17 protein-coding genes are annotated in these 20,839 nt (G+C 69.3%); 16 read left to right on the top strand and 1 reads right to left on the bottom strand.

Annotation, left to right across the window (positions count from 1 at the left end):
• Nucleotide 1: 1 nt before the first annotated feature.
• The 5 genes from ACSJDX_RS13225 (at nt 2) to uvrB (ending at nt 6,225) form a co-directional block, all read left to right on the top strand.
• Nucleotides 2–1,204 carry an acyl-CoA dehydrogenase family protein gene (locus ACSJDX_RS13225; protein ID WP_438353121.1) on the top strand — a complete coding sequence of 401 codons (1,203 nt, stop codon included), beginning with the start codon at nt 2–4 and terminating at the stop codon, nt 1,202–1,204.
• A 30-nt stretch (nt 1,205–1,234) separates the two neighbouring features.
• Nucleotides 1,235–2,410 carry a thiolase family protein gene (locus ACSJDX_RS13220; protein WP_438353120.1) on the top strand — a complete coding sequence of 392 codons (1,176 nt, stop codon included), beginning with the start codon at nt 1,235–1,237 and terminating at the stop codon, nt 2,408–2,410.
• Nucleotides 2,411–2,788: 378 nt separating this feature from the next.
• On the top strand, nt 2,789–3,418 hold the full coding sequence (locus ACSJDX_RS13215; protein WP_438353119.1) for a hypothetical protein: 630 nt from the start codon (nt 2,789–2,791) through the stop codon (nt 3,416–3,418).
• A 46-nt stretch (nt 3,419–3,464) separates the two neighbouring features.
• Nucleotides 3,465–4,091 carry a dephospho-CoA kinase gene (gene coaE, locus ACSJDX_RS13210; protein WP_438353118.1) on the top strand — a complete coding sequence of 209 codons (627 nt, stop codon included), beginning with the start codon at nt 3,465–3,467 and terminating at the stop codon, nt 4,089–4,091.
• A gap of 58 nt (nt 4,092–4,149) precedes the next feature.
• Nucleotides 4,150–6,225: an excinuclease ABC subunit UvrB gene (uvrB, locus tag ACSJDX_RS13205; RefSeq protein ID WP_438353117.1), complete on the top strand. Its 2,076-nt coding sequence runs from the start codon at nt 4,150–4,152 to the stop codon at nt 6,223–6,225.
• A 174-nt stretch (nt 6,226–6,399) separates the two neighbouring features.
• Here the strand turns inward: uvrB and ACSJDX_RS13200 are convergent, their stop codons facing one another.
• Nucleotides 6,400–6,648, bottom strand: coding sequence for a hypothetical protein (locus ACSJDX_RS13200; protein WP_438353116.1), 249 nt, complete (start codon nt 6,646–6,648; stop codon nt 6,400–6,402).
• 42 nt (nt 6,649–6,690) lie between these two features.
• Between ACSJDX_RS13200 and ACSJDX_RS13195 the strand changes: the two genes are divergently transcribed.
• The 11 genes from ACSJDX_RS13195 to secG all read left to right on the top strand — a co-directional run bounded on the left by ACSJDX_RS13195 (nt 6,691) and on the right by secG (nt 20,839).
• Entirely contained in the window at nt 6,691–7,134 is a 444-nt protein-coding gene (locus ACSJDX_RS13195; RefSeq protein WP_438353115.1) for a MarR family winged helix-turn-helix transcriptional regulator, read from the top strand.
• Nucleotides 7,135–7,293: 159 nt separating this feature from the next.
• Nucleotides 7,294–9,642 carry a 5'-nucleotidase C-terminal domain-containing protein gene (locus tag ACSJDX_RS13190; protein WP_438353114.1) on the top strand — a complete coding sequence of 783 codons (2,349 nt, stop codon included), beginning with the start codon at nt 7,294–7,296 and terminating at the stop codon, nt 9,640–9,642.
• 136 nt (nt 9,643–9,778) lie between these two features.
• Nucleotides 9,779–12,667, top strand: coding sequence for an excinuclease ABC subunit UvrA (gene uvrA / locus ACSJDX_RS13185; RefSeq protein ID WP_438353113.1), 2,889 nt, complete (start codon nt 9,779–9,781; stop codon nt 12,665–12,667).
• Nucleotides 12,668–12,669: 2 nt separating this feature from the next.
• Entirely contained in the window at nt 12,670–14,574 is a 1,905-nt protein-coding gene (uvrC, locus tag ACSJDX_RS13180) for an excinuclease ABC subunit UvrC (protein ID WP_438353112.1), read from the top strand.
• Between the two features lie 24 nt (nt 14,575–14,598).
• Nucleotides 14,599–15,480 (top strand): RNase adapter RapZ, encoded by an 882-nt coding sequence (gene rapZ, locus ACSJDX_RS13175; RefSeq protein ID WP_438353111.1) that lies wholly within the window; start codon nt 14,599–14,601, stop codon nt 15,478–15,480.
• Nucleotides 15,481–15,572: 92 nt separating this feature from the next.
• On the top strand, nt 15,573–16,550 hold the full coding sequence (whiA, locus tag ACSJDX_RS13170; protein ID WP_438353110.1) for a DNA-binding protein WhiA: 978 nt from the start codon (nt 15,573–15,575) through the stop codon (nt 16,548–16,550).
• Between the two features lie 174 nt (nt 16,551–16,724).
• Nucleotides 16,725–17,354 (top strand): superoxide dismutase, encoded by a 630-nt coding sequence (locus ACSJDX_RS13165; protein ID WP_438353109.1) that lies wholly within the window; start codon nt 16,725–16,727, stop codon nt 17,352–17,354.
• A 103-nt stretch (nt 17,355–17,457) separates the two neighbouring features.
• Entirely contained in the window at nt 17,458–18,468 is a 1,011-nt protein-coding gene (gene gap / locus ACSJDX_RS13160; RefSeq protein WP_438353108.1) for a type I glyceraldehyde-3-phosphate dehydrogenase, read from the top strand.
• A gap of 9 nt (nt 18,469–18,477) precedes the next feature.
• Nucleotides 18,478–19,695, top strand: a complete 1,218-nt coding sequence (locus ACSJDX_RS13155; RefSeq protein ID WP_438353107.1) for a phosphoglycerate kinase — start codon at nt 18,478–18,480, stop codon at nt 19,693–19,695.
• Complete coding sequence (tpiA, locus tag ACSJDX_RS13150; protein WP_438353106.1) at nt 19,683–20,474, top strand: triose-phosphate isomerase; 792 nt, start codon at nt 19,683–19,685, stop codon at nt 20,472–20,474. Before ACSJDX_RS13155 ends, tpiA begins: the two co-directional genes overlap by 13 nt.
• A gap of 116 nt (nt 20,475–20,590) precedes the next feature.
• Nucleotides 20,591–20,839: a preprotein translocase subunit SecG gene (secG, locus tag ACSJDX_RS13145; RefSeq protein ID WP_438353105.1), complete on the top strand. Its 249-nt coding sequence runs from the start codon at nt 20,591–20,593 to the stop codon at nt 20,837–20,839.

The following is a 20,839-nucleotide window of genomic DNA, read 5'->3' as shown; positions in this document are numbered from 1 at the left end:
GATGACGATCACGAAGACAGCACATCCGGTGGATACGGACTTCTATCAGATCGGTGATCTTCTCGGCGACGACGACCGCAATCTCATCACACGTGTGCGCGGATTCGTGGATTCCGAGGTCCTGCCAATCATCAATGAGTACTGGGAAATGGCGGACTTCCCTTACCAGATCCTCCCCGCACTGGGCGCGCTGGGAATCGTGGGCACCGCGATCCAGGGCTACGGCTGTCCGGGACTGACCCGACTGCAGACCGGCCTCGTCGCGATGGAACTGTCTCGTGGAGACGGGAGTGTGAACACGCTCAATGCCGTGCACTCGGGACTTGCGATGGGCAGCATCGCACTGCTCGGCGACGACGAGCAGAAGCAGCGCTGGCTGCCCGAAATGGCAGCCCTCCGCAAGCTCGGCGCGTTCGCGCTGACCGAGCCCGATCACGGCTCCGACTCCGTCGCCCTGGAGACAACTGCCCGCCGCGACGGGAACGCGTATGTCATAGACGGTGCCAAACGGTGGATCGGGCTCGGACACGTTGCGGACCTCGTCATCATCTGGGCCCGCGACACAGCGGACGCCAAAGTGAAGGCATTCGTGCTCGAGAAAGGCGCTGACGGACAGTATCCCGAGGGGTACTCTGCGGAGGCGATCACCGGGAAGATCGCTAAGCGCGCGATCCAGCAGGCGCACATCGAGATCTCCGGACTGAGGATCCCTGCCGGGAACAAGCTGGCGAAGTCGACCTCATTCCGTGACGTCTCCGCGATCCTCAACCGCACCCGCAGCGCCGTCGCGTGGGAGGCGCTCGGACACGCTCTCGCCGCGTACGAGGCAGCGGCGGTCTACGTCCAGGAACGTGTCCAGTTCGGCAAGCCCATCGCCAGCTTCCAGCTGGTGCAGAACAAGCTGGCCAACATGCTCGCCGATCTCACCGCGATGCAGTTGCTCTGCTTCCGCACAGCCACTCTGCAGGATGAAGGGCGACTGACGAACGAACAGGCCTCGCTCGCGAAGATGTTCACCGGCCAGCACGCGCGTGCACTCTGCAGGGATGCCCGTGACCTCCTCGGCGGCAACGGACTCCTTCTGGAGAACCACGTCGCCCGCCACCTCACCGACATGGAAGTCGTCCACACATATGAGGGGACCGACTTCATCCAGTCGCTCATCATCGGCCGCCAGATCACCGGAATATCGGCGTTCGCCTGACCCTCGGCCGACCACGGAAGGGAGCCCGCCATGACCGCGAGCTTTGTATACGATGCTGTCCGCACGCCGTTCGGGCGTGCGGGTGGCGCGCTCAGCGGCATCCGTCCCGACGATCTCGCCGCCGCCGTGATGAGGGCGACCGTCGAGCGCGTGGGCGTCGACCCCGCGCGCATCGATGACGTGATCTTCGGCGATGCGAACCAAGCAGGAGAGGACAACCGCGACGTCGCCCGTTTCGGGGCGCTGCTGGCAGGCTTCCCCACCAGTGTCACCGGCGTGACCGTCAACCGACTCTGCTCGTCGTCGCTGGAAGCGGTGATCCAGGCCGCCCGCGCTGTCGAGACCGGCGACGCCGGTCTCGTGCTCGCCGGCGGAGTGGAGTCCATGAGCCGGGCGCCGTTCATCGTGGAGAAGTCGCCGAGGCCGTGGCCGGCGGTCGGTAACCAGACACTGTGGAACACCTCCATCGGGTGGCGGATGACCAACCCGAAGCTGCCGAAGCAGTGGACCATCTCCAATGGAGAATCGGCGGAGAAGATCGCCCGAGAGTGGGGAATCTCCCGAGATGCCCAGGACGAGTTCGCCGTGCGCTCTCACCGGCTGGCAGCTAAAGCGTGGGCTGACGGGGTCTACGATGGCGAGATCGTGCACGTGCCAGGGGCCGACCTGGCACGCGACGAGGGCATCCGGGACGACACTTCCGTGGACAAGCTCGCCGGGCTTACTCCGCTGTTCGCGCGCGACGGCGAAGGCACCGTCACCGCCGGCAACTCCTCGCCGATCAACGACGGCGCTTCCGCCGTTCTGATCGCCGCGGAGGGTGCGCTGCCCGGCGAGCCACTCGCGCGGATTGCGGGACGCGGGGCGCATGGCGTCGATCCGCATCTGTTCCCGATCGCGCCGATCGAGGCGGCGAACAAGGCGCTCGCACGCGCCGGCCGGTCCTGGGCCGATGTCGACGTGGTCGAGCTCAACGAGGCGTTCGCTTCACAGTCGCTCGCATGCGTCGCCGGGTGGCCTGAACTTGATCCTGAGCGGGTCAACATCCACGGCGGAGCGCTGGCCATCGGCCATCCGCTGGGCGCTTCGGGGGGCCGCATTCTCGGGCATGCCGCGCATGAGCTTGCGCGACGCGGAGGCGGCGTCGCCGTCGTGGCGATCTGCATCGGCGTGGGTCAAGGCCTCGCCGTCGTGCTGGAACGGTGACAGTGAGACCGCGAGCATCCGTTCGTGGTGGGGTCATTGGCAGTCCCAGAGTCAACCGAAGCTTCAGCATTCCCCTCCGACGTTCTTCCTCGACGGTGAGATGCTCGAGCTCGGCCAGCTGCAGTGACCTCCAGCGCTCTCGCCGCCGTGACAGGCCGCTGACCAGACAGGGTCGGCGCGTCAGAGAGCGGTGTAGGAATCCGCCATTTCCCGTGGAATCCTGAGTCCGGGACCACCGCCAACTAGCGTGGAATCCCTGGGGTTATCCGCCATCTCGAGCGGGAACCTACAGCGCACGCCTGCGACATCGGGGGAGTCCCAGCATCCTCGGAGCCGGCGCTCGTACCCTGGGGAGTCCTGCACACGACGGAGGACGCCATGGGTTTCTGGGATCGGCTGATGGGCAACGACGACACGGCACGGCAGACCGCCCGCCCGCAGGCCTCTCAGCCTGTGCGCAGCGAGGACGAGATCGCCATCGAGCGCTACCGCTACCTGCTGCGCACCGCGCCGCCCGAGACGATCGAGCAGGTGCACGCCGAGGCGTTCGCGCGGCTCACCGAGCCGCAGCGGCAGCAGGTGCTCGCCGAGCTGTCCGCCGGCCTCGACCCCGCCGAGCAGCCGCGCTCGACAGACCCGCAGGCGATGGCCCGCGCCGCCACACGAGCGGAGTACCGGTCGCCGGGGTTCATGGAGCGCACGCTCGGTCCGGGCGGCCGCAGCGGGCAGGGCTCGGGACCGGGTTTCGGCGCGATGGTCGGCTCGTCGATCCTCGGCACCGTGGCCGGCTACGTCATCGGGTCGGCGCTGGTGAGCACGTTCATGGCGCCGGCGTTCGCCGACGGCGGTGACGGCGGATCCGGCGACGCGGGCTCGGCGGATGCCGGAGGCGACGGCGGATCCGCGGATGCCGCCGGCGCGGGCGACGCCGGCGGATGGGGCGATTCCGGCTTCGGAGGAGACTTCGGGGGCGGCGACTTCGGCGGAGGGGATTTCGGAGGGTTCTGATCCGGCTTCGACGCCGGTCGGGCGTCGGCCGTGGCATCCTCGAGTCATGCCGCTCGTCGCCCTCACCGGAGGCATCGCCTCGGGCAAGTCCACGATCGCCCGCCGACTCGCCGAGCTCGGGGCGGTGATCGTCGACGCCGACGCGATCGTGCGCCACGTCCAGCAGCCCGGGTCGCCGGTGCTGGCCGCGATCGGCGCGGACTTCGGCGAGCGGATGCTGCGCGACGACGGATCACTCGACCGCGCCGCCCTCGGAGCCGCCGTCTTCGGCGACCCCGATGCGGTGGCCCGGCTGAACGCGATCGTCCACCCGGCGGTGCGCGCGGAGTCCGCGCGCCGATTCGCCGAGGCGTTCGCGGCCGACCGCGACGCGGTGGTCGTCTACGACGTCCCGCTGCTGGCCGAGGCCGGGCGCGACGATCCGTGGGAGCTCGTCGTGGTCGCCGACGCGCCGGCCGCGATGCGGCACGAGAGGCTCGTCGCCCTCCGCGGCCTGACGGCGGCGGAGGCATCCGCCCGTCTGTCGTCGCAGGTGCCCGATGAGGAGCGGCTGCGCCTCGCCGATGTGGTGATCGACACCGCGGGCGCGATGGCCGACACCGTGCGTCAGGTCGACGAGCTCTGGGCGCAGCTGCCCGACCGCATCGCCGAGCGGGCGGAGCGCAGGGGCTGAGCCTCCGCGCACGGCGAACGCGGGCCGGGATGTCGGAGGCCCGTCCTACGCTGGGAGGATGCAGGCGACGCGTTCGGTCCGGCCCTTCGAGGTCATCAGCGAGTACGAGCCCTCCGGTGACCAGCCGGGGGCGATCGCCGACCTCGCCGGGCGCATCAACGCGGGCGAGACCGATGTGGTGCTGCTCGGTGCGACCGGTACCGGCAAGTCCGCGACGACGGCGTGGCTCATCGAGCAGGTGCAGCGCCCGACACTGGTGCTGGCGCACAACAAGACGCTGGCGGCGCAGTTGGCCAACGAGTTCCGCGAACTCATGCCGAACAACGCCGTCGAGTACTTCGTGTCGTACTACGACTACTACCAGCCCGAGGCCTACGTGCCGCAGACCGACACCTTCATCGAGAAGGACTCCTCGGTCAACGCCGAGGTCGAGAGGCTGCGGCACTCGACCACCAACTCGCTGCTCTCCCGACGCGACGTGGTCGTGGTCTCGACGGTGTCGTGCATCTACGGTCTCGGCTCGCCCGAGGAGTACCTGCGGGCGATGGTGGCGCTGCAGGTGGGCGAGCGCTACGACCGCGACGCCCTCATCCGCAAGTTCATCTCGATGCAGTACAACCGCAACGACGTCGACTTCTCGCGCGGCAACTTCCGGGTGCGCGGCGACACGATCGAGATCATCCCGGTCTACGAGGAGTACGCGATCCGCATCGAGCTCTTCGGCGACGAGATCGAGGCGATCTACATGCTGCATCCGCTCACCGGAGACGTGGTGCAGAAGATGGACTCCGTGCCGATCTTCCCGGCCACCCACTACGCGGCCGGCACCGAGACGGTGCACCGCGCGATCGGCACGATCGAGACCGAGCTCGAGCAGCGGCTGAAAGAGCTCGAGTCGCAGAACAAGCTCCTCGAGGCGCAGCGGCTGCGCATGCGCACGACGTTCGACCTCGAGATGCTCCAGCAGCTCGGATTCTGCTCGGGCATCGAGAACTACTCGCGTCACCTCGACGGCCGCGAGCCGGGCGAGCCGCCGCACACGCTGCTCGACTTCTTCCCCGACGACTTCCTGATGGTGATCGACGAGTCGCACGCGACCGTCCCCCAGATCGGGGCGATGTACGAGGGCGATGCGTCGCGCAAGCGCACGCTCGTCGAGCACGGCTTCCGCCTGCCCAGCGCCATGGACAACCGTCCGCTGCGATGGGACGAGTTCAAGGAGCGCGTCGGTCAGACGGTCTACCTGTCGGCCACGCCGGGGCGCTACGAGATGGGCATCGCCGACGGCGTGGTGGAGCAGATCATCCGTCCGACGGGGCTCGTCGACCCGCAGATCATCGTCAAGCCGTCGAAGGGGCAGATCGACGACCTGCTCGAGGAGATCCGCGTGCGGGCCGAACGCGACGAACGCGTGCTGGTCACCACGCTCACCAAGAAGATGGCCGAAGAGCTCACCGACTTCCTCGGCGAGCACGGTGTGAAGGTGCGCTACCTGCACTCCGACGTCGACACGCTCCGCCGGGTCGAGCTCCTCACCGAGCTGCGCGCCGGCGTCTACGACGTGCTGGTCGGCATCAACCTCCTCCGCGAGGGCCTCGACCTGCCCGAGGTGTCGCTGGTGGCGATCCTCGACGCCGACAAGGAGGGGTTCCTGCGCTCCGGCACGTCGCTCATCCAGACGATCGGCCGTGCCGCCCGCAACGTGTCGGGCGAGGTGCACATGTACGCCGACAACATCACCGACTCGATGCGCAACGCGATCGACGAGACCGACCGCCGCCGCGACAAGCAGATCACCTACAACCTCGAGAACGGCATCGACCCGCAGCCGCTGCGCAAGAAGATCGCCGACATCACCGACGCCCTCGCGCGTGAGGGCGCCGACACGGCCGAGATGATGTCGAAGCGGCGTGCCGGTGCGACCGGCAAGGGCAAGTCGCCGACCCCCCGCCTGCGGCGCGAGGGCATCGCCGCCGAGGGCGCGAACCAGCTCGAGGCGACGATCGAAGACCTCAGCAACCAGATGCTGTCGGCGGCGGCCGAGCTCAAGTTCGAGCTCGCCGCTCGCCTGCGCGACGAGGTGCAGGATCTCAAGAAGGAGCTGCGCGCGATGGAGCGCGCCGGGCACGCATAGACCAGGGCACGTGTCGACCCCGGGCACGCATAGACCAGGGCACGTGTCGACCCCGGGCACGCATAGACCAGGGCACGTGTCGACCCCGGGCACGTGTAGACCTCGGGCACGCGTAGACCCCGGGCACGCCTGCCCGGCCGGTGCGGTCTCTCGGTGAGCTCGACGCCGATCGGCCTAGGGGCAGTGCATCAGCGGCTTCGGGCCGCTGCGGTCGAACGCGTGCAGCGACATCGGCGCACCGCACAGCGGACACGGCCGCTCGGTGCGCACCGGCTCGGGCGTGGTCTCGTAGGGACCGACGGCAGCGGGCCCGGCCGCGCGGATGAGCTTCGCGTTGATCCAGGCGTACCACCCGCCGGCTTCCCTCACGCGCTCGCGCAGCGACGGATCGGCGGACTCGTCGGGAGTGGTGTCGTCGGGCATATCGATTAGTGTACTAAACAATCGTGCACGTAGAATCGTGGCATGACGACGCCCGATGATCTCCTCCGGCTCGACAACCAGGTCTGCTTCGCCATCGTCACTGCGGCGCGCAACGTCGTCGCGATCTACCGTCCGGTGCTCGAGCCGCTGGGGCTCACCCATCCGCAGTACCTGGTCATGCTCGCCCTGTGGGAGCGCGCGCCGCGCTCGCTCGGTGAACTCGCAGACGAACTGGCGATGGAGCCGGCCACCCTCTCACCTCTCGTCAAGCGGCTCGAGGCGCAGGGACGGGTGACTCGCACACGGCGGGGGAGCGACGAGCGCGTGCTCGACATCGCACTCACGGACGACGGTCGCGCGCTGCGCGCGCAGGCGCTCGAGGTGCCGGGCAGGATCATGGCGTCCGTCGGCGTCGACGCCTCCGCGCTCGCCGGTCTGCGCGACGCGCTCGCCCCGTTCGCCGGTCGCCGCGCGCCCCGCGACTGACGAATCCGCGAAGAGAGAGGTGGGGGGCATCCGTTCGTGAGGGCTCTCTCATACCTCTAGGCGACCTCTCAGCGCACCCATAGGCTCGGCGGTGGCGCCCCATCGTGCCCCGGTCGGCCGCGGACGCCTCCCACAGGTTCGAGGAGAGGAAGCCGTTCCATGCGCACTCCGTCCAAGTCCGATCACCGTCGGCGCCTCCGACACCTCGGCGGAGGTGCCGTCATCGCCGTCGCGGCGCTCGGGGCGAGTCTGCTCGCCGCCCCGGCGGCGCAGGCCGTCAACGACGTCGCGATCGACCTCGTGACGGTCAACGACTTCCACGGGCGCATCGAGGCGTCCGCTCCCTCGGGCGGGATCGCCGCCCTCGCGACCGCGGTGAAGCAGGTGCGCGCCGCCAATCCGAACACCGTCTTCGCCGCCGCCGGCGACATGATCGGGGCCTCCACCTTCACCTCATTCATCCAGCAGGACAAGCCGACGATCGACACCCTCAACGCCGCGGGTCTGGACGTCAGCTCGGTCGGCAACCACGAGTTCGACCGCGGATGGAGCGATCTCGTCGACCGCGTGCAGCCCCTGGCGCTGTGGGAGTACCTCGGGGCGAACGTGTACGACAAGGCGACCGGTCAGCCCGCGCTGCCCAGCTACTACGTCAAGGAGCTCGACGGGGTGCGCATCGGATTCGTCGGCGCCGTCACCAACGAGCTGCCGTCGCTGGTCAACCCGGCGGGGATCGCCAATCTCGACATCCGCGATGCCGTCACCGAGGCCAATCGCGCGGCCGCCGAGCTCACCGACAACGTCGACACCGGGCTCACCGGCGGCGTGGGGCTCGCCGGACCCGGCCGGAACCTCGAGGCCGACATCGTCGTGCTGCTGGTGCACGAGGGGGCCGCGACCCCGGCGGTGGAATCCGCGACCGACCCCGCGACGCCGTTCGGGAAGATCGTCAACGGAGCGAGCAGCAGTATCGACGCGATCGTGTCGGGGCACACCCATCTCGCCTACAACCACCAGATCGCTTTCGCCGGAGGTCAGCTGCCGACGCGTCCGGTGATCTCGTCGGGCCAGTACGGCGAGAAATTCAGCGACATGAAGATCGTCTACGACCGTGACGCCGGCGTGCTGAAGTCGATGACCAACACGACGTACGACATGTACACGACGCCCCCGGGCACCACGACCCCCGTGGCGAACTACGCGCAGGACGGACCCGTCGCGACCCTGGTGAAGGCTGCGGTGGATGCCGCGGCCGGCCCGGGTGCGGCGCCGCTGGGTGCCATCACGGCCGACTTCAACCGTGCGCTCCAACCCGGCACCGACGCCAACGGCAACCCGGCGAACGTGGAGAACCGGGGCGGCGAGTCGACGCTCGGCAACTTCGTGGCCGACGTGCAGCTGTGGTCGGCGAAACGCGCCGATCCGTCCACCGCGATCGCCTTCATGAATCCCGGCGGACTGCGCGCGAACATGACGTTCGCGCCGGACGGCGTGCTCACCTACAAGGAGGCGGCAGCGGTGCAGCCGTTCGCGAACACACTTGTGAACGTCACCCTCACCGGCGACCAGATCCGCCAGGCGCTGGAGCAGCAGTGGCAGCCTGCGACGGCGGCCCGCCCGTTCCTCAAACTCGGCGTCTCGAAGGCGCTCGCCTACACGTTCGACCCGGCCGCCGCGGCGGGAGCGCGCATCACCTCGATGACGCTCGACGGGGCGCCGATCGATCCGGCGGCGAGCTACCGCGTGGTGGTCAACAGCTTCCTCGCCGCGGGCGGCGACAACTTCCCCGCGTTCGCGGCCGGCACGGCCAAGACCGACACGGGCAAGGTCGACCTCGAGTCGATGGTCGAGTACATGGCCGATGCGAAGACGGTGTCGCCCGATCTCGCGCAGCGCGCCGTCGGAGTCACCCTGTCGGCGCCGGGCCCGCAGGGCTACGTGGGTGGAACGACCCTCACCGCCGACCTGTCGTCGCTCGACTTCACCACGAACGAGGCCCCCGCAGGCACGGTGAGCGTGTCGATCGGCGGGTCCGCTCCGGTGACCGCCTCGATCGACCGCACCCTGACGGCGGCGAACGATCTCACCGGACGTGCGACGGTCACCGTACCGGTGCCGACCACCGTGTCGGGCGCCGTGCTGCTGACGATCACCACCCCGTCGGGCACGTCGGTGTCGGTGCCGATCACGGTGTACCAGACCCCCGTCGTCACCAAGGCGCCGACGGTGACCCTCGGCGTACCGGGCAAGTTCCTGGTGCGCACCGGCGCCGCCGTGCCGTATGCGGTGTACGTGATCGCGAAGGACGCGTCGCCGACCGGTGAGGTGACCGTCTACGACGGCGCCGTCCCGATCGCGACGGCGACCCTGACGGCGGCCGACAAAGGCGTCGTGCGCATGACGCTGACGGGGCTGAAGCGGGGCCTGCACCTGCTGTCCGCCTCGTACGCCGGAAGCGACACCTTGAAGCCGAGCACAGGAGTGAAGCTGCCGGTCCTCATCTGGTAGCGCTGCAGCGGACGGATGCCGCGGGTCCTCCCTGCCCCGCGGCATCCGTCGTCCCTCCGCGGGCGTGAGGGGAGCCGGCGATGCCGCCCGGAGCGAACCCGGAGCCGGTGTCGGAGGCCCCGCCTAGACTTGTCCGGTGCCCATCGTTCCTGTCGTCGCGCCCGGAAAACTCAGTGTTCGCGGTGCCCGCGTGCACAATCTCAAGAACGTCGATCTCGACATCCCGAGGGACTCCCTCGTCGTGTTCACGGGCCTGTCCGGGTCGGGCAAGTCGAGCCTCGCGTTCGACACGATCTTCGCCGAGGGTCAGCGCCGCTACGTCGAATCGCTGAGCGCCTACGCCCGCCAGTTCCTCGGCCAGGTCGACCGTCCCGACGTCGACTTCATCGAGGGCCTCAGCCCCGCCGTGTCGATCGACCAGAAGTCGACCAACCGCAACCCGCGCTCCACGGTCGGCACGATCACCGAGATCCACGACTACATGCGTCTGCTGTGGGCGCGCATCGGCGTGCCGCACTGCCCCGAGTGCGGTGAGGTCATCCAGCGCCAGACGGTGCAGCAGATCGCCGACCAGCTCATGGAGCTGCCCGACCGCACGCGCTATCAGATCGTCGCGCCGGTCGTCACCCAGAAGAAGGGCGAGTTCGTCGACCTGTTCCGCGAGCTCGGGGCGAAGGGCTACGCCCGCGCGATCGTCGACGGCGAGCTCATCCAGCTGGCCGAGCCGCCCACCCTCAAGAAGAGCTACAAGCACGACATCGCCGTCGTCGTCGACCGTCTGGTGGCCGCTCCCGACACCCTGGGTCGCGTCACCGACTCGGTCGAGACGGCGCTGGGGCTGGCCGGCGGCATCATGCAGGTGAACTTCGTCGACGAGGAGGGGGATGCCGCGTGGCAGAGCTTCTCCGAGAAGCTCGCCTGCCCCAACGGCCACCCGCTGCAGCTCACCGAGATCGAGCCGCGCACCTTCTCGTTCAACGCGCCGTTCGGCGCGTGCCCGGCCTGCTCGGGCCTCGGCACGCGGATGTCCGTCGACGTCGAGCTCATGCTGGGCGACGAGGAGCTGTCGATCCGCGAGGGCGTGCTCATCCCGTGGACCACCCAGGGCAAGGGCCTCTTCCAGTACTACGAGCGCCTGCTCGAGGGCCTCGCGGCCGACCTGAACTTCTCGCTCGACACCCCGTGGCGCAAGCTCCCCGTCGATGTGCGTGAGGCGGTGCTGCGCGGCGAGAACTACAAGGTCACGGTCAAGTGGAAGAACCGCTACGGCCGCGAGATGCGCTACGCCTCCGGCTTCGAAGGCGTCGTGCCCTACATCGAGCGGCAGTACACGCAGGCCGACACCGACGCCCAGCGGCAGCGCTGGTCGGAGTACCTGCGCGAGGTGCCGTGCCCCGTGTGCGACGGTGCGCGGCTCAAGCCCGAGGTGCTGGCGGTGCAGGTGCACGGACATTCCATCGCGGATGCCTCGCGGCTGAGCCTGGCCGACGCGCACGCGTACTTCGCCGAGCTCGAGCTGACCGACCGCGAGGCCAAGATCGCGGCCCAGGTGCTGCGCGAGATCCGCGCCCGGCTGGACTTCCTCATCCAGGTCGGGCTCAACTACCTCAACCTCGGCCGCTCCGCCGGGTCGCTCTCCGGAGGAGAGGCGCAGCGCATCCGGCTCGCGACGCAGATCGGCTCCGGCCTCACCGGCGTGCTGTACGTGCTCGACGAGCCGTCGATCGGCCTGCACCAGCGTGACAACCGCCGGCTCATCCAGACCCTCGTCACCCTCCGCGACCTCGGCAACACGCTGATCGTGGTGGAGCACGACGAGGAGACGATCCACGCCTCCGACTGGGTCGTCGACATCGGCCCGCGCGCGGGCGTGAACGGCGGCGGCGTCGTGCACTCAGGCCCGCTGGAGTCGCTGCTCACCGAGCGCGAGTCCCTCACCGCCGACTACCTGACCGGGCGCCGCGAGATCCCGACGCCGAAGAAGCGCCGCCGCATCGACAAGAGCCGCAAGATCAGCGTCGTGGGCGCACGCGCCAACAACCTCCGCAACGTCACGGCCGACTTCCCGCTGGGCGTGCTCACCGCGGTGACCGGCGTGAGCGGCTCGGGCAAGTCGTCGCTCGTGAACGACATCCTCTACGAGGTGCTCGCGTCGCGGCTGAACGGCGCGCGCCGCGTGCCCGGCAAGCACACCCGCGTCACCGGCACGGACGAGCTCGACAAGGTCGTGCACGTCGATCAGGGCCCGATCGGCCGCACGCCCCGCTCGAACCCCGCCACCTACACGGGCGTGTTCGACCGCATCCGCACGCTGTTCAGCGAGACGCCCGAGGCCAAGGTCCGCGGCTACCAGCCCGGCCGGTTCAGCTTCAACGTCAAGGGCGGGCGCTGCGAGGCGTGCTCGGGCGACGGCACGATCAAGATCGAGATGAACTTCCTTCCCGACGTCTACGTCGACTGCGAGGTCTGTCACGGCAAGCGCTACAACCGCGACACGCTCGCCGTGCACTACAAGGGCAAGAACGTCGCCGAGGTGCTCGAGATGCCCATCGAGGAGGCGGCCGACTTCTTCGAGCCGATCCAGGCGATCCACCGCTATCTGAAGACGCTCGTCGACGTGGGCCTGGGCTACGTGCGGCTCGGACAGTCGGCGACCACTCTGTCCGGCGGCGAGGCGCAGCGCGTCAAGCTCGCCACCGAGCTCCAGCGCCGCAGCAACGGGCGCAGCATCTACGTGCTCGACGAGCCCACGACGGGCCTGCACTTCGAGGACGTCCGTCGTCTGCTGGAGGTTCTCAACGGGCTGGTCGACAAGGGCAACACGGTGATCGTGATCGAGCACAACCTCGACGTGATCAAGTCCTCCGACTGGATCATCGACCTCGGCCCCGAGGGCGGCTCGGGCGGCGGGCAGATCGTCGCCACCGGAACCCCCGAGCAGGTCGCCCGGGTCGAAGGCAGCCACACGGGCGCATTCCTGGCCGAGGTGCTCCACGCGGCTCCGGCGGTCCGCAAAGCCGGCTGACCGTGGCCGATCAGCTCTCCTACCGCCCGAAGCCGGGGGAGATCCCGACCAACCCCGGGGTCTACCGGTTCCGCGACGCCGACGGGCGCGTGCTCTACGTCGGCAAGGCCAAGAACCTGCGTGCACGCCTCTCGAACTACTTCGCCCCGCTGCGGTCGCTGCATGAGCGCACGCGCCGCATGGTGACCACGGCGGCATCGGTCGAGTGGACCGTCGTGGCCAGCGACGTGGACTCCCTGCAGCTGGAGTACATGTGGATCAAGGAGTTCGATCCGCCGTTCAACGTCCGGTACAAGGACGACAAGTCGTACCCGTTCATGGCGATCACCCTGGCCGACGAGGCCCCCCGCGTGATCGTGACCCGCAACCGCCGCATCAAGGGGGCGAAGTACTTCGGCCCGTACCCCAAGGTGTGGGCGGTGCACGACACGATCGACCTGATGATCAAGGTCTTCCCGATCCGCACGTGCAGCGACGCCTCCTACAAGAAGGCGATGCAGTCGGGGCGCCCCTGCTTCCCCGGACAGATCGGACGCTGCGGCGGTCCCTGCTCCATGAAGGTCACGATCGAGGAGCACCGCGCGATCGTGGACGACTTCATCGCCTTCATGTCCGGCGGCGACCAGAGGTTCTCGCGCGAGCTGACCGCGCGGATGCGCGAGGCATCCGCCGCCTTCGACTACGAGTCGGCCGCCGTCTACCGCGACAAGCTGCAGGCGATCGCCGCGGTGCTCAACCGCAGCGCGCTGGTGCTCGCCGAGGACACCGACGCCGACCTGTTCGGCATCGCCGAGGACGAGCTGTCCGCCGCGGTGCAGCACTTCGTGATCCGCGGGGGTCGCGTGCGCGGCGTGCGGGCGAGCACCATCGACAAGGAGATCGACATCTCCGGCGCCGATCTCGTCGATCAGGTGCTGCAGCGCACCTACGGGGATGCCTCGGCCGCCGACATCCCTCGTCAGGTGCTCGTCCCGGCTCTTCCCGACGACGCCGCCGACCTCGAGCAGTGGCTGCGCGACCGTCGTGAGCGGCCGGTGACGATCCAGGTCGCCCAGCGCGGACGCAAGGCCGAGCTGATGAGGACGGCGAGCCTCAACGCGCAGCAGGCCCTGATGCTGCACAAGACCCGGCGCACGAGCGACTACGTCGCCCGGTCGCAGGCGCTCACCGATCTGCAGGAGGCGCTCGGCCTCGCCGAGGCGCCGCTGCGCATCGAGTGCTACGACGTGTCGCATCTGAGCGGCACCAACGTGGTGGCCTCCATGGTCGTCTTCGAGGACGGACTGCCCCGCAAGGACCAGTACCGCTCGTTCGGCGTGCCCGAGACCACCGACGACACCGACTCGCTCTACCAGGTGCTCACCCGACGGCTCGCCTACATCGACCGCGGCGACGACCTCGATCCCGACGCCGGGCCCGTCGACGCGACCGCCGACGGCGAAGTGGTCACCACGCGCAAGAAGCCGAGGTTCGCCTACCGGCCGCAGCTGCTCGTCGTCGACGGCGGCCGGCCGCAGGTGGAGGCGGCCGCGCGCGCCCTGGCCGACGCGGGGCACAGCGAGATCGCCCTGTGCGGCATCGCGAAGCGACTCGAGGAGGTGTGGCTGCCGGGGGAGGAGTACCCCGTGATCCTTCCCCGCACGAGCGAGGCGCTGTACCTGCTGCAACGGCTGCGCGACGAGGCGCACCGCTTCGCCATCACCCACCAGCGCCGCCGCCGCAAGCGCGACATCTCCAGCGTCCTGGCCGAGGTGCCGGGGCTGGGCGACAATCGCATCAAGGCGCTGCTGCGTCACTTCGGCTCGGTCACGGCGCTCCGCGATGCCACGCCCGAGCAGATCGCCGAGCTGCCCGGCATCGGGCCGAAGCTCGCCGCGACGGTGCACGGCCATCTGGCGAGTCGCTAGGCTGGTCGCGACGACGGGGGTGGGATGACCGAGGCGGCGAGCCGGCAACCGGGCGACGTCCTGATCGTGACCGGGATGTCGGGGGCCGGGCGGTCCACGGCGGCCAACGCGCTCGAGGATCTCGACTGGTACGTCGTCGACAACCTCCCGCCGCAGATGCTCAAGCCGCTGCTCGAGCTCACCGAGCTCGCCGGCGGAGCGCTGCCGAAGGTCGCCGTGGTCGTCGACGTCCGCGGGCGCGACCTCTTCTCGGAACTGCCAGAGATCACCCGATCGCTGCGCGATGCGCGACAGCTGCGGGTGATGTTCCTGGATGCCTCCGACGCGGTGCTCGTGCGGCGGTTCGAGGCCGTCCGCCGTCCGCATCCGCTGCAGGGCGACGGCACGATCCTCGACGGCATCCGTCGTGAGCGGATCAGGCTGGCCACCGTGCGCGAGAGCGCCGACGTGATCATCGACACGTCCGACTACAACATCCATCAGCTGTCCACGAAGGTCGTCGACCTCTTCTCCGACGAGGGCGCCGCCCGGCACACCGTCACGGTGCTGAGCTTCGGCTTCAAGTACGGGCTGCCCACCGACGCCGACATGGTCGCCGACATGCGCTTCCTGCCGAATCCGTTCTGGAACGAGGAGCTGCGGCACCTCACGGGCGAGGATCCGGCGGTGCGGGAGTTCGTGCTGGCGCAGGCCGGCGCGGAGGAGTTCGTCGACGCCTACGCGGCCGCGCTCGCCCCCGTGCTGGAGGGCTACCAGCGTGAGAACAAGCGGCACTCCGTGCTCGCGGTGGGCTGCACGGGCGGGAAGCACCGGTCGGTGGTGACCGCCCGCGAGCTCGCCGCCCGACTGTCGCACCTGCCCGGGGTCGCCGTCCGGGTGACACACCGGGACCTCGGTCGCGAGTAGGCTGGATCCCCGGTTCCGAACCTGTTCCGATCCGTTCCGACCCCGAGTCGTCTCATCGCCGAGTTGACACCACCTGAGACCTGAGGAGTCCCGTGCCGCTGACCGCAGACGTGAAGTCCGAGCTCATCGCCGTCCGCGACCCGCGCCCCACCGCCCGGGTCGCCGAGCTGACCTCCCTGCTGCGGTTCTCCGGTGGACTGCACTCGATCGCGAACCGTGTCGCCGTCGAGGCGGAGCTCGACTCCGACGTGCTCGCGCGCCGCGTGGCCCGCGACCTCATGGAGCTCTACGGCGTGCGTCCCGAGCTCGTCCACGTGCAGGGCTCCGGGCAGCGCAGCGGCAACCACTTCGCGGTCCGGGTGATCGAGGGCGGCGAGACCCTCGCCCGGCAGACCGGTCTGCTCGACCAGCGCCGTCGACCCGTGCGCGGCCTGCCGAACCGGCTCACCACCGGCTCGCGCGGCGACCTCGCCGCCGTCTGGCGAGGTGCGTTCCTTGCCGCGGGCTCGCTCAGCGAGCCGGGGCGCTCGGCGGCGCTCGAGATCGCCTGCCCCGCCCCGGAGGCCGCCATGGCGCTCGTCGGCGCGGCCCATCGCCTCGGCATTCCGGCGAAGGCGCGCGAGGTGCGCGGAGTGCCGCGCGTGGTCGTCCGCGACGGCGAGGCGATCCGCCAGACGCTCTCCGAGATGGGCGCGCTGCGCACAGCGGGGGAGTGGGACCAGCTGCGTCAGCGCCGCGAGGTGCGCGCCGGGGTCAATCGCCTGGTCAACTTCGACGACGCCAACCTGCGCCGCTCGGCGCAGGCGGCCGTCGCCGCCTGCGCACGCGTCGAGCGGGCGCTGGAGATCCTCGGCGACGAGGTCCCCCCGCACCTGAAGGAGGCCGGCGACCTGCGCCTCGCGCACCGCGACGCGAGCCTCGACGAGCTCGGCCACCACGCCGACCCGCCGCTCACCAAGGACGCCGTGGCCGGCCGCATCCGGCGCCTGCTCGCGATGGCCGACAAGAAGGCGGAGGTCGAGGGCATCCCCGACACCGAGTCGGCGGTCCCGGCGGGCGCCGAGGACTGACCCGTACGATCGTCCGGCTCCGCCGTCCCGCGTCGCGCCGAGGCATCCGCCCGATATCGTCCCGTCACGCAGGGAAGCAACCCCCCTCCGCCGGTGTTGCCCCTCAGTAGGATGAACACGTCACCCTCGCCGCGCCGAGGATCGTCGGCGCGGCGCCGACCGGAAGAAGAGAACATGGCGAAGTACACGCTGCCCGACCTCCCCTACGACTTCGAGGCACTCGAGCCGCACATCTCGGCGAAGATCATGGAACTCCACCATGACAAGCACCACCAGGCGTATGTGACGGGCGCGAACACCGCCCTCGACCAGCTCGCCGAAGCCCGCGACAGCGGCAACCTCGCGAACGTCAACAAGCTCGAGAAGGACCTCGCCTTCAACCTCGGCGGTCACGTCAACCACTCGATCTTCTGGACCAACCTCTCGCCCAACGGCGGCGGTCGCCCCGAGGGCAATGAGCTGGCCGCGGCGATCGACGAGTTCTTCGGCGGGTTCGAGAAGTTCCAGGCGCACTTCACCGCCGCCGCGACGGGCATCCAGGGCTCCGGCTGGGCCGTGCTCAGCTGGGACGCGATCGGCGAGCAGCTGATCATCCAGCAGCTGTTCGACCAGCAGTCCAACACGGCGCAGGGCACCGTGCCGATCTTCCAGCTCGACATGTGGGAGCACGCCTTCTACCTCGACTACCTCAACGTCAAGGCCGACTACGTCAAGGCCGTCTGGAACATCGCCGACTGGTCCAACGTTCAGGAGCGGTTCACGGCCGCCCGCGAGAAGACAGCGGGCCTGCTGGTACTGTCGTAAGCAGTGCGGGCGTCCCGGCGGGGCCACCCGCCGGGACGCCGTTGTCCTTCGTCTGTACCCGTAGCAACCGCGCTCTCGCGCACGACACATCAGGAGATATTCCGTGACTGTCAAGATCGGAATCAACGGCTTCGGCCGTATCGGACGCAACTACCTCCGCGCGGCTCTCGCGCAGGGTGCAGACCTCGAGATCGTGGCGGTGAACGATCTCACCGACAACAAGACTCTCGCCCACCTGCTGAAGTACGACTCCGTCGGCGGCGTCCTGCCGCTCGACGTCTCCTACACGGGCGACTCGATCACCGTCGGCGACAAGACCATCAAGGTGTTCGAGGAGCGCGACCCCGCGAACCTGCCCTGGGGCGAGCTCGGCGTCGACATCGTCATCGAGTCCACCGGCCGCTTCACCAAGGCCGAGGACGCGCGCAAGCACGTCGCCGGCGGCGCCAAGAAGGTCCTCATCTCCGCCCCCGCGACCGGCGACGACGCCACCATCGTCATGGGTGTGAACGAAGAGACCTACAATCCCGAGACCGACGTGATCATCTCGAACGCGTCGTGCACCACGAACTGCCTCGCTCCGCTGGCGAAGGTGTTCAACGACGCCTTCGGCATCGAGCGCGGCTTCATGATGACCGCTCACGCGTACACGGCCGACCAGAACCTGCAGGACGGCCCGCACGGCGACCTGCGTCGGGCCCGCGGCGCCGCCATCAACATCGTCCCGGCCTCCACGGGCGCTGCCAAGGCCATCGGTCTGGTGCTGCCGGAGCTCAACGGCAAGCTCAGCGGCTCCTCCTACCGCGTGCCCGTGCCCACCGGCTCCATCGTCGACCTGACGATCGTGACCCCGACCGAGGGCCTCACCGTCGACCAGATCAACGCGGTCTACAAGGCGGCCGCCGCCGAAGGTCGCCTGGAGGGCATCCTCCAGTACACCGAGGACCCGATCGTCTCGAGCGACATCCAGGGCAACCCGCACTCCTCGATCTTCGACGCCGAGCTGACCAACGTCAGCGGCAACCTCGTCAAGGTCTCCAGCTGGTACGACAACGAGTGGGGCTACTCCAACCGTCTCGTCGACCTGACCGAGTACGTCGCCGAGCGTCTCTGAGCCGCGATCATGGCCCTGCGCACCCTCGCGTCACTGGGTTCGCTGGCCGGCAAGCGCGTCATCGTCCGTGCTGATCTGAACGTCCCCCTGCGGGACGGGATCATCACGGACGATGGCCGTGTGCGGGCCACGCTCCCCACGCTCAACGCCCTCCTCAACCAGGGCGCCCGCGTCGTGGTCTGCTCGCACCTCGGCCGCCCCGAGGGTGCGCCCGATGCGAAGTACAGCCTCGAGCCGGTCGCCCAGCGACTGTCCGAGCTCCTCGGCAAGCCGGTGGCGTTCGCGCGCGACACGGTCGGCGAGTCGGCGCACGACGCAGCCGACGCGCTCGACGACGGCGACATCGCCGTGATCGAGAACCTCCGCTTCAATCCCGGGGAGACCGCCAAGGACGAGGGTGAGCGTCGTGCGTTCGCCCAGGAGCTCGCTGCGCTCGGCGACGCACTCGTCTCCGACGGCTTCGGCGTGGTGCACCGCAAGCAGGCCTCCGTCTACGAGCTGGCCGAACTCCTGCCGTCGGCCGCCGGTTTCCTCATCGAGAAGGAGGTCGACGTGCTCGACCGCCTCACCGAGAACCCGGAGCGGCCCTACACGGTGGTTCTCGGCGGGTCGAAGGTGAGCGACAAGCTCGGCGTCATCGAGCACCTCCTCCCGCGGGTCGACAAGCTCCTCGTCGGTGGCGGGATGATGTTCACGTTCCTCAAGGCCGAACGCCACGAGGTCGGCAAGAGCCTCCTCGAGGAGGACCAGCTCGACACCGTCCGTCGCTACATCGCCACGGCGAAGGAGCGGGGCGTCGAGCTCGTGCTCCCCGTCGACGCGGTGGTCGCGGCATCCTTCTCCGCCGATGCGGAGCACGTCGTCGCCGCGGCCGATGCCCTCGAGGACACGGCCTTCGGAGCAGACGGGCTCGGGCTCGACATCGGACCGGAGACGGCGGCGCTGTTCGCCGCGGCCGTCCGGGACAGCCGCACGGTCTTCTGGAACGGGCCGATGGGCGTGTTCGAGATGGCGGTCTTCGCCGAGGGCACCCGCACGGTCGCGAAGGCGCTGACCGAGGTCGAGGGCCTCAGCGTCGTGGGCGGCGGCGACTCGGCTGCGGCCGTGCGTCAGCTCGGGTTCGCCGACGATCAGTTCGGACACATCTCGACGGGCGGCGGAGCGAGCCTGGAGTTCCTCGAGGGCAAGAAGCTCCCCGGACTGGAGGTCCTCGGATGGCAGGCATGACCCGCACCCCGTTCATCGCAGGAAACTGGAAGATGAACCTCGACCACCTGCAGGCGGTCGCGTTCGTCCAGAAGCTGCATTGGACGCTGAAGGACGCCAAGCACGAGGAGGGTTCGGTCGAGGTCGGGATCTTCCCGCCGTTCACCGACATCCGCACGGTGCAGACGCTGCTGGACGCCGACAAGATCCCGTTCTCGCTCGGCGCGCAGGACCTCTCCACCCACGAGTCCGGTGCGTACACGGGCGAGGTGTCGGGACAGTTCCTGGCGAAGCTCGACTGCGGGTACGTCATCATCGGGCACTCCGAGCGCCGGCAGTACCACGCCGAGTCCGACGAGGTCGTCGCCGCGAAGGTGCAGGCCGCGCTGACCAACGGCCTCGTTCCGGTCATCTGCGTCGGCGAGACCCTCGAGGAGCGCGAGGAGTCCGGCCCGACGGCCGTCTCTGTCGCCCAGCTCACGGCGGCGCTCGACGGTGTGCCCGCGGACGCGGACGTCGTCGTGGCCTACGAGCCCGTCTGGGCGATCGGCACCGGCCAGGTCGCCTCGCCCGAGCAGGCGCAGGAGGTCTGCGCCGCGCTGCGCGAGGTCGTCGCCGGGACGCTCGGCGCCGACGCGGCGGCGCGCACCCGCGTGCTGTACGGCGGGTCGGTCAAGTCGGGCAACATCGCCAGCTTCATGCGCGAGCCCGACATCGACGGCGCCCTGGTGGGCGGTGCGAGCCTCGTCGTGGACGAGTTCGCGGCGATCATCCGCTACCAGAAGCACGTCGGAGTCTGAGTCGTCCGCACCGTTGCGGCCCGCCCCGGAGGCGGGCAGCAACGGGCGGCGCGACCCTCACCCGGTATACTCGACCCTTGTGCGGTCCGCAGGACCGCAGCGAAAGGCATACGTCTGTGGACATCCTCCAGTTCGTCCTGCAGGTGCTGCTCGGCATCACGAGCCTCCTGCTGACGCTCCTCATCCTGCTGCACAAGGGACGTGGCGGCGGCCTGTCCGACATGTTCGGCGGCGGCATGACGTCGGCGATGGGCTCGTCCGGGCTCGCCGAGCGCAACCTCAACCGCTTCACCGTGATCCTCGCGCTCGCCTGGTTCGTGTCGATCGTGGCGCTCGGACTCATCACGAAGCTGCAGGGCATCTGA

The sequence above is a fragment of the Microbacterium fluminis genome (assembly GCF_051549805.1).
Lineage (GTDB): Bacteria > Actinomycetota > Actinomycetes > Actinomycetales > Microbacteriaceae > Microbacterium.
The sequence above is the reverse complement of the archived record's forward strand: the minus strand, read 5'-3'. Positions and strand labels throughout refer to the sequence as shown.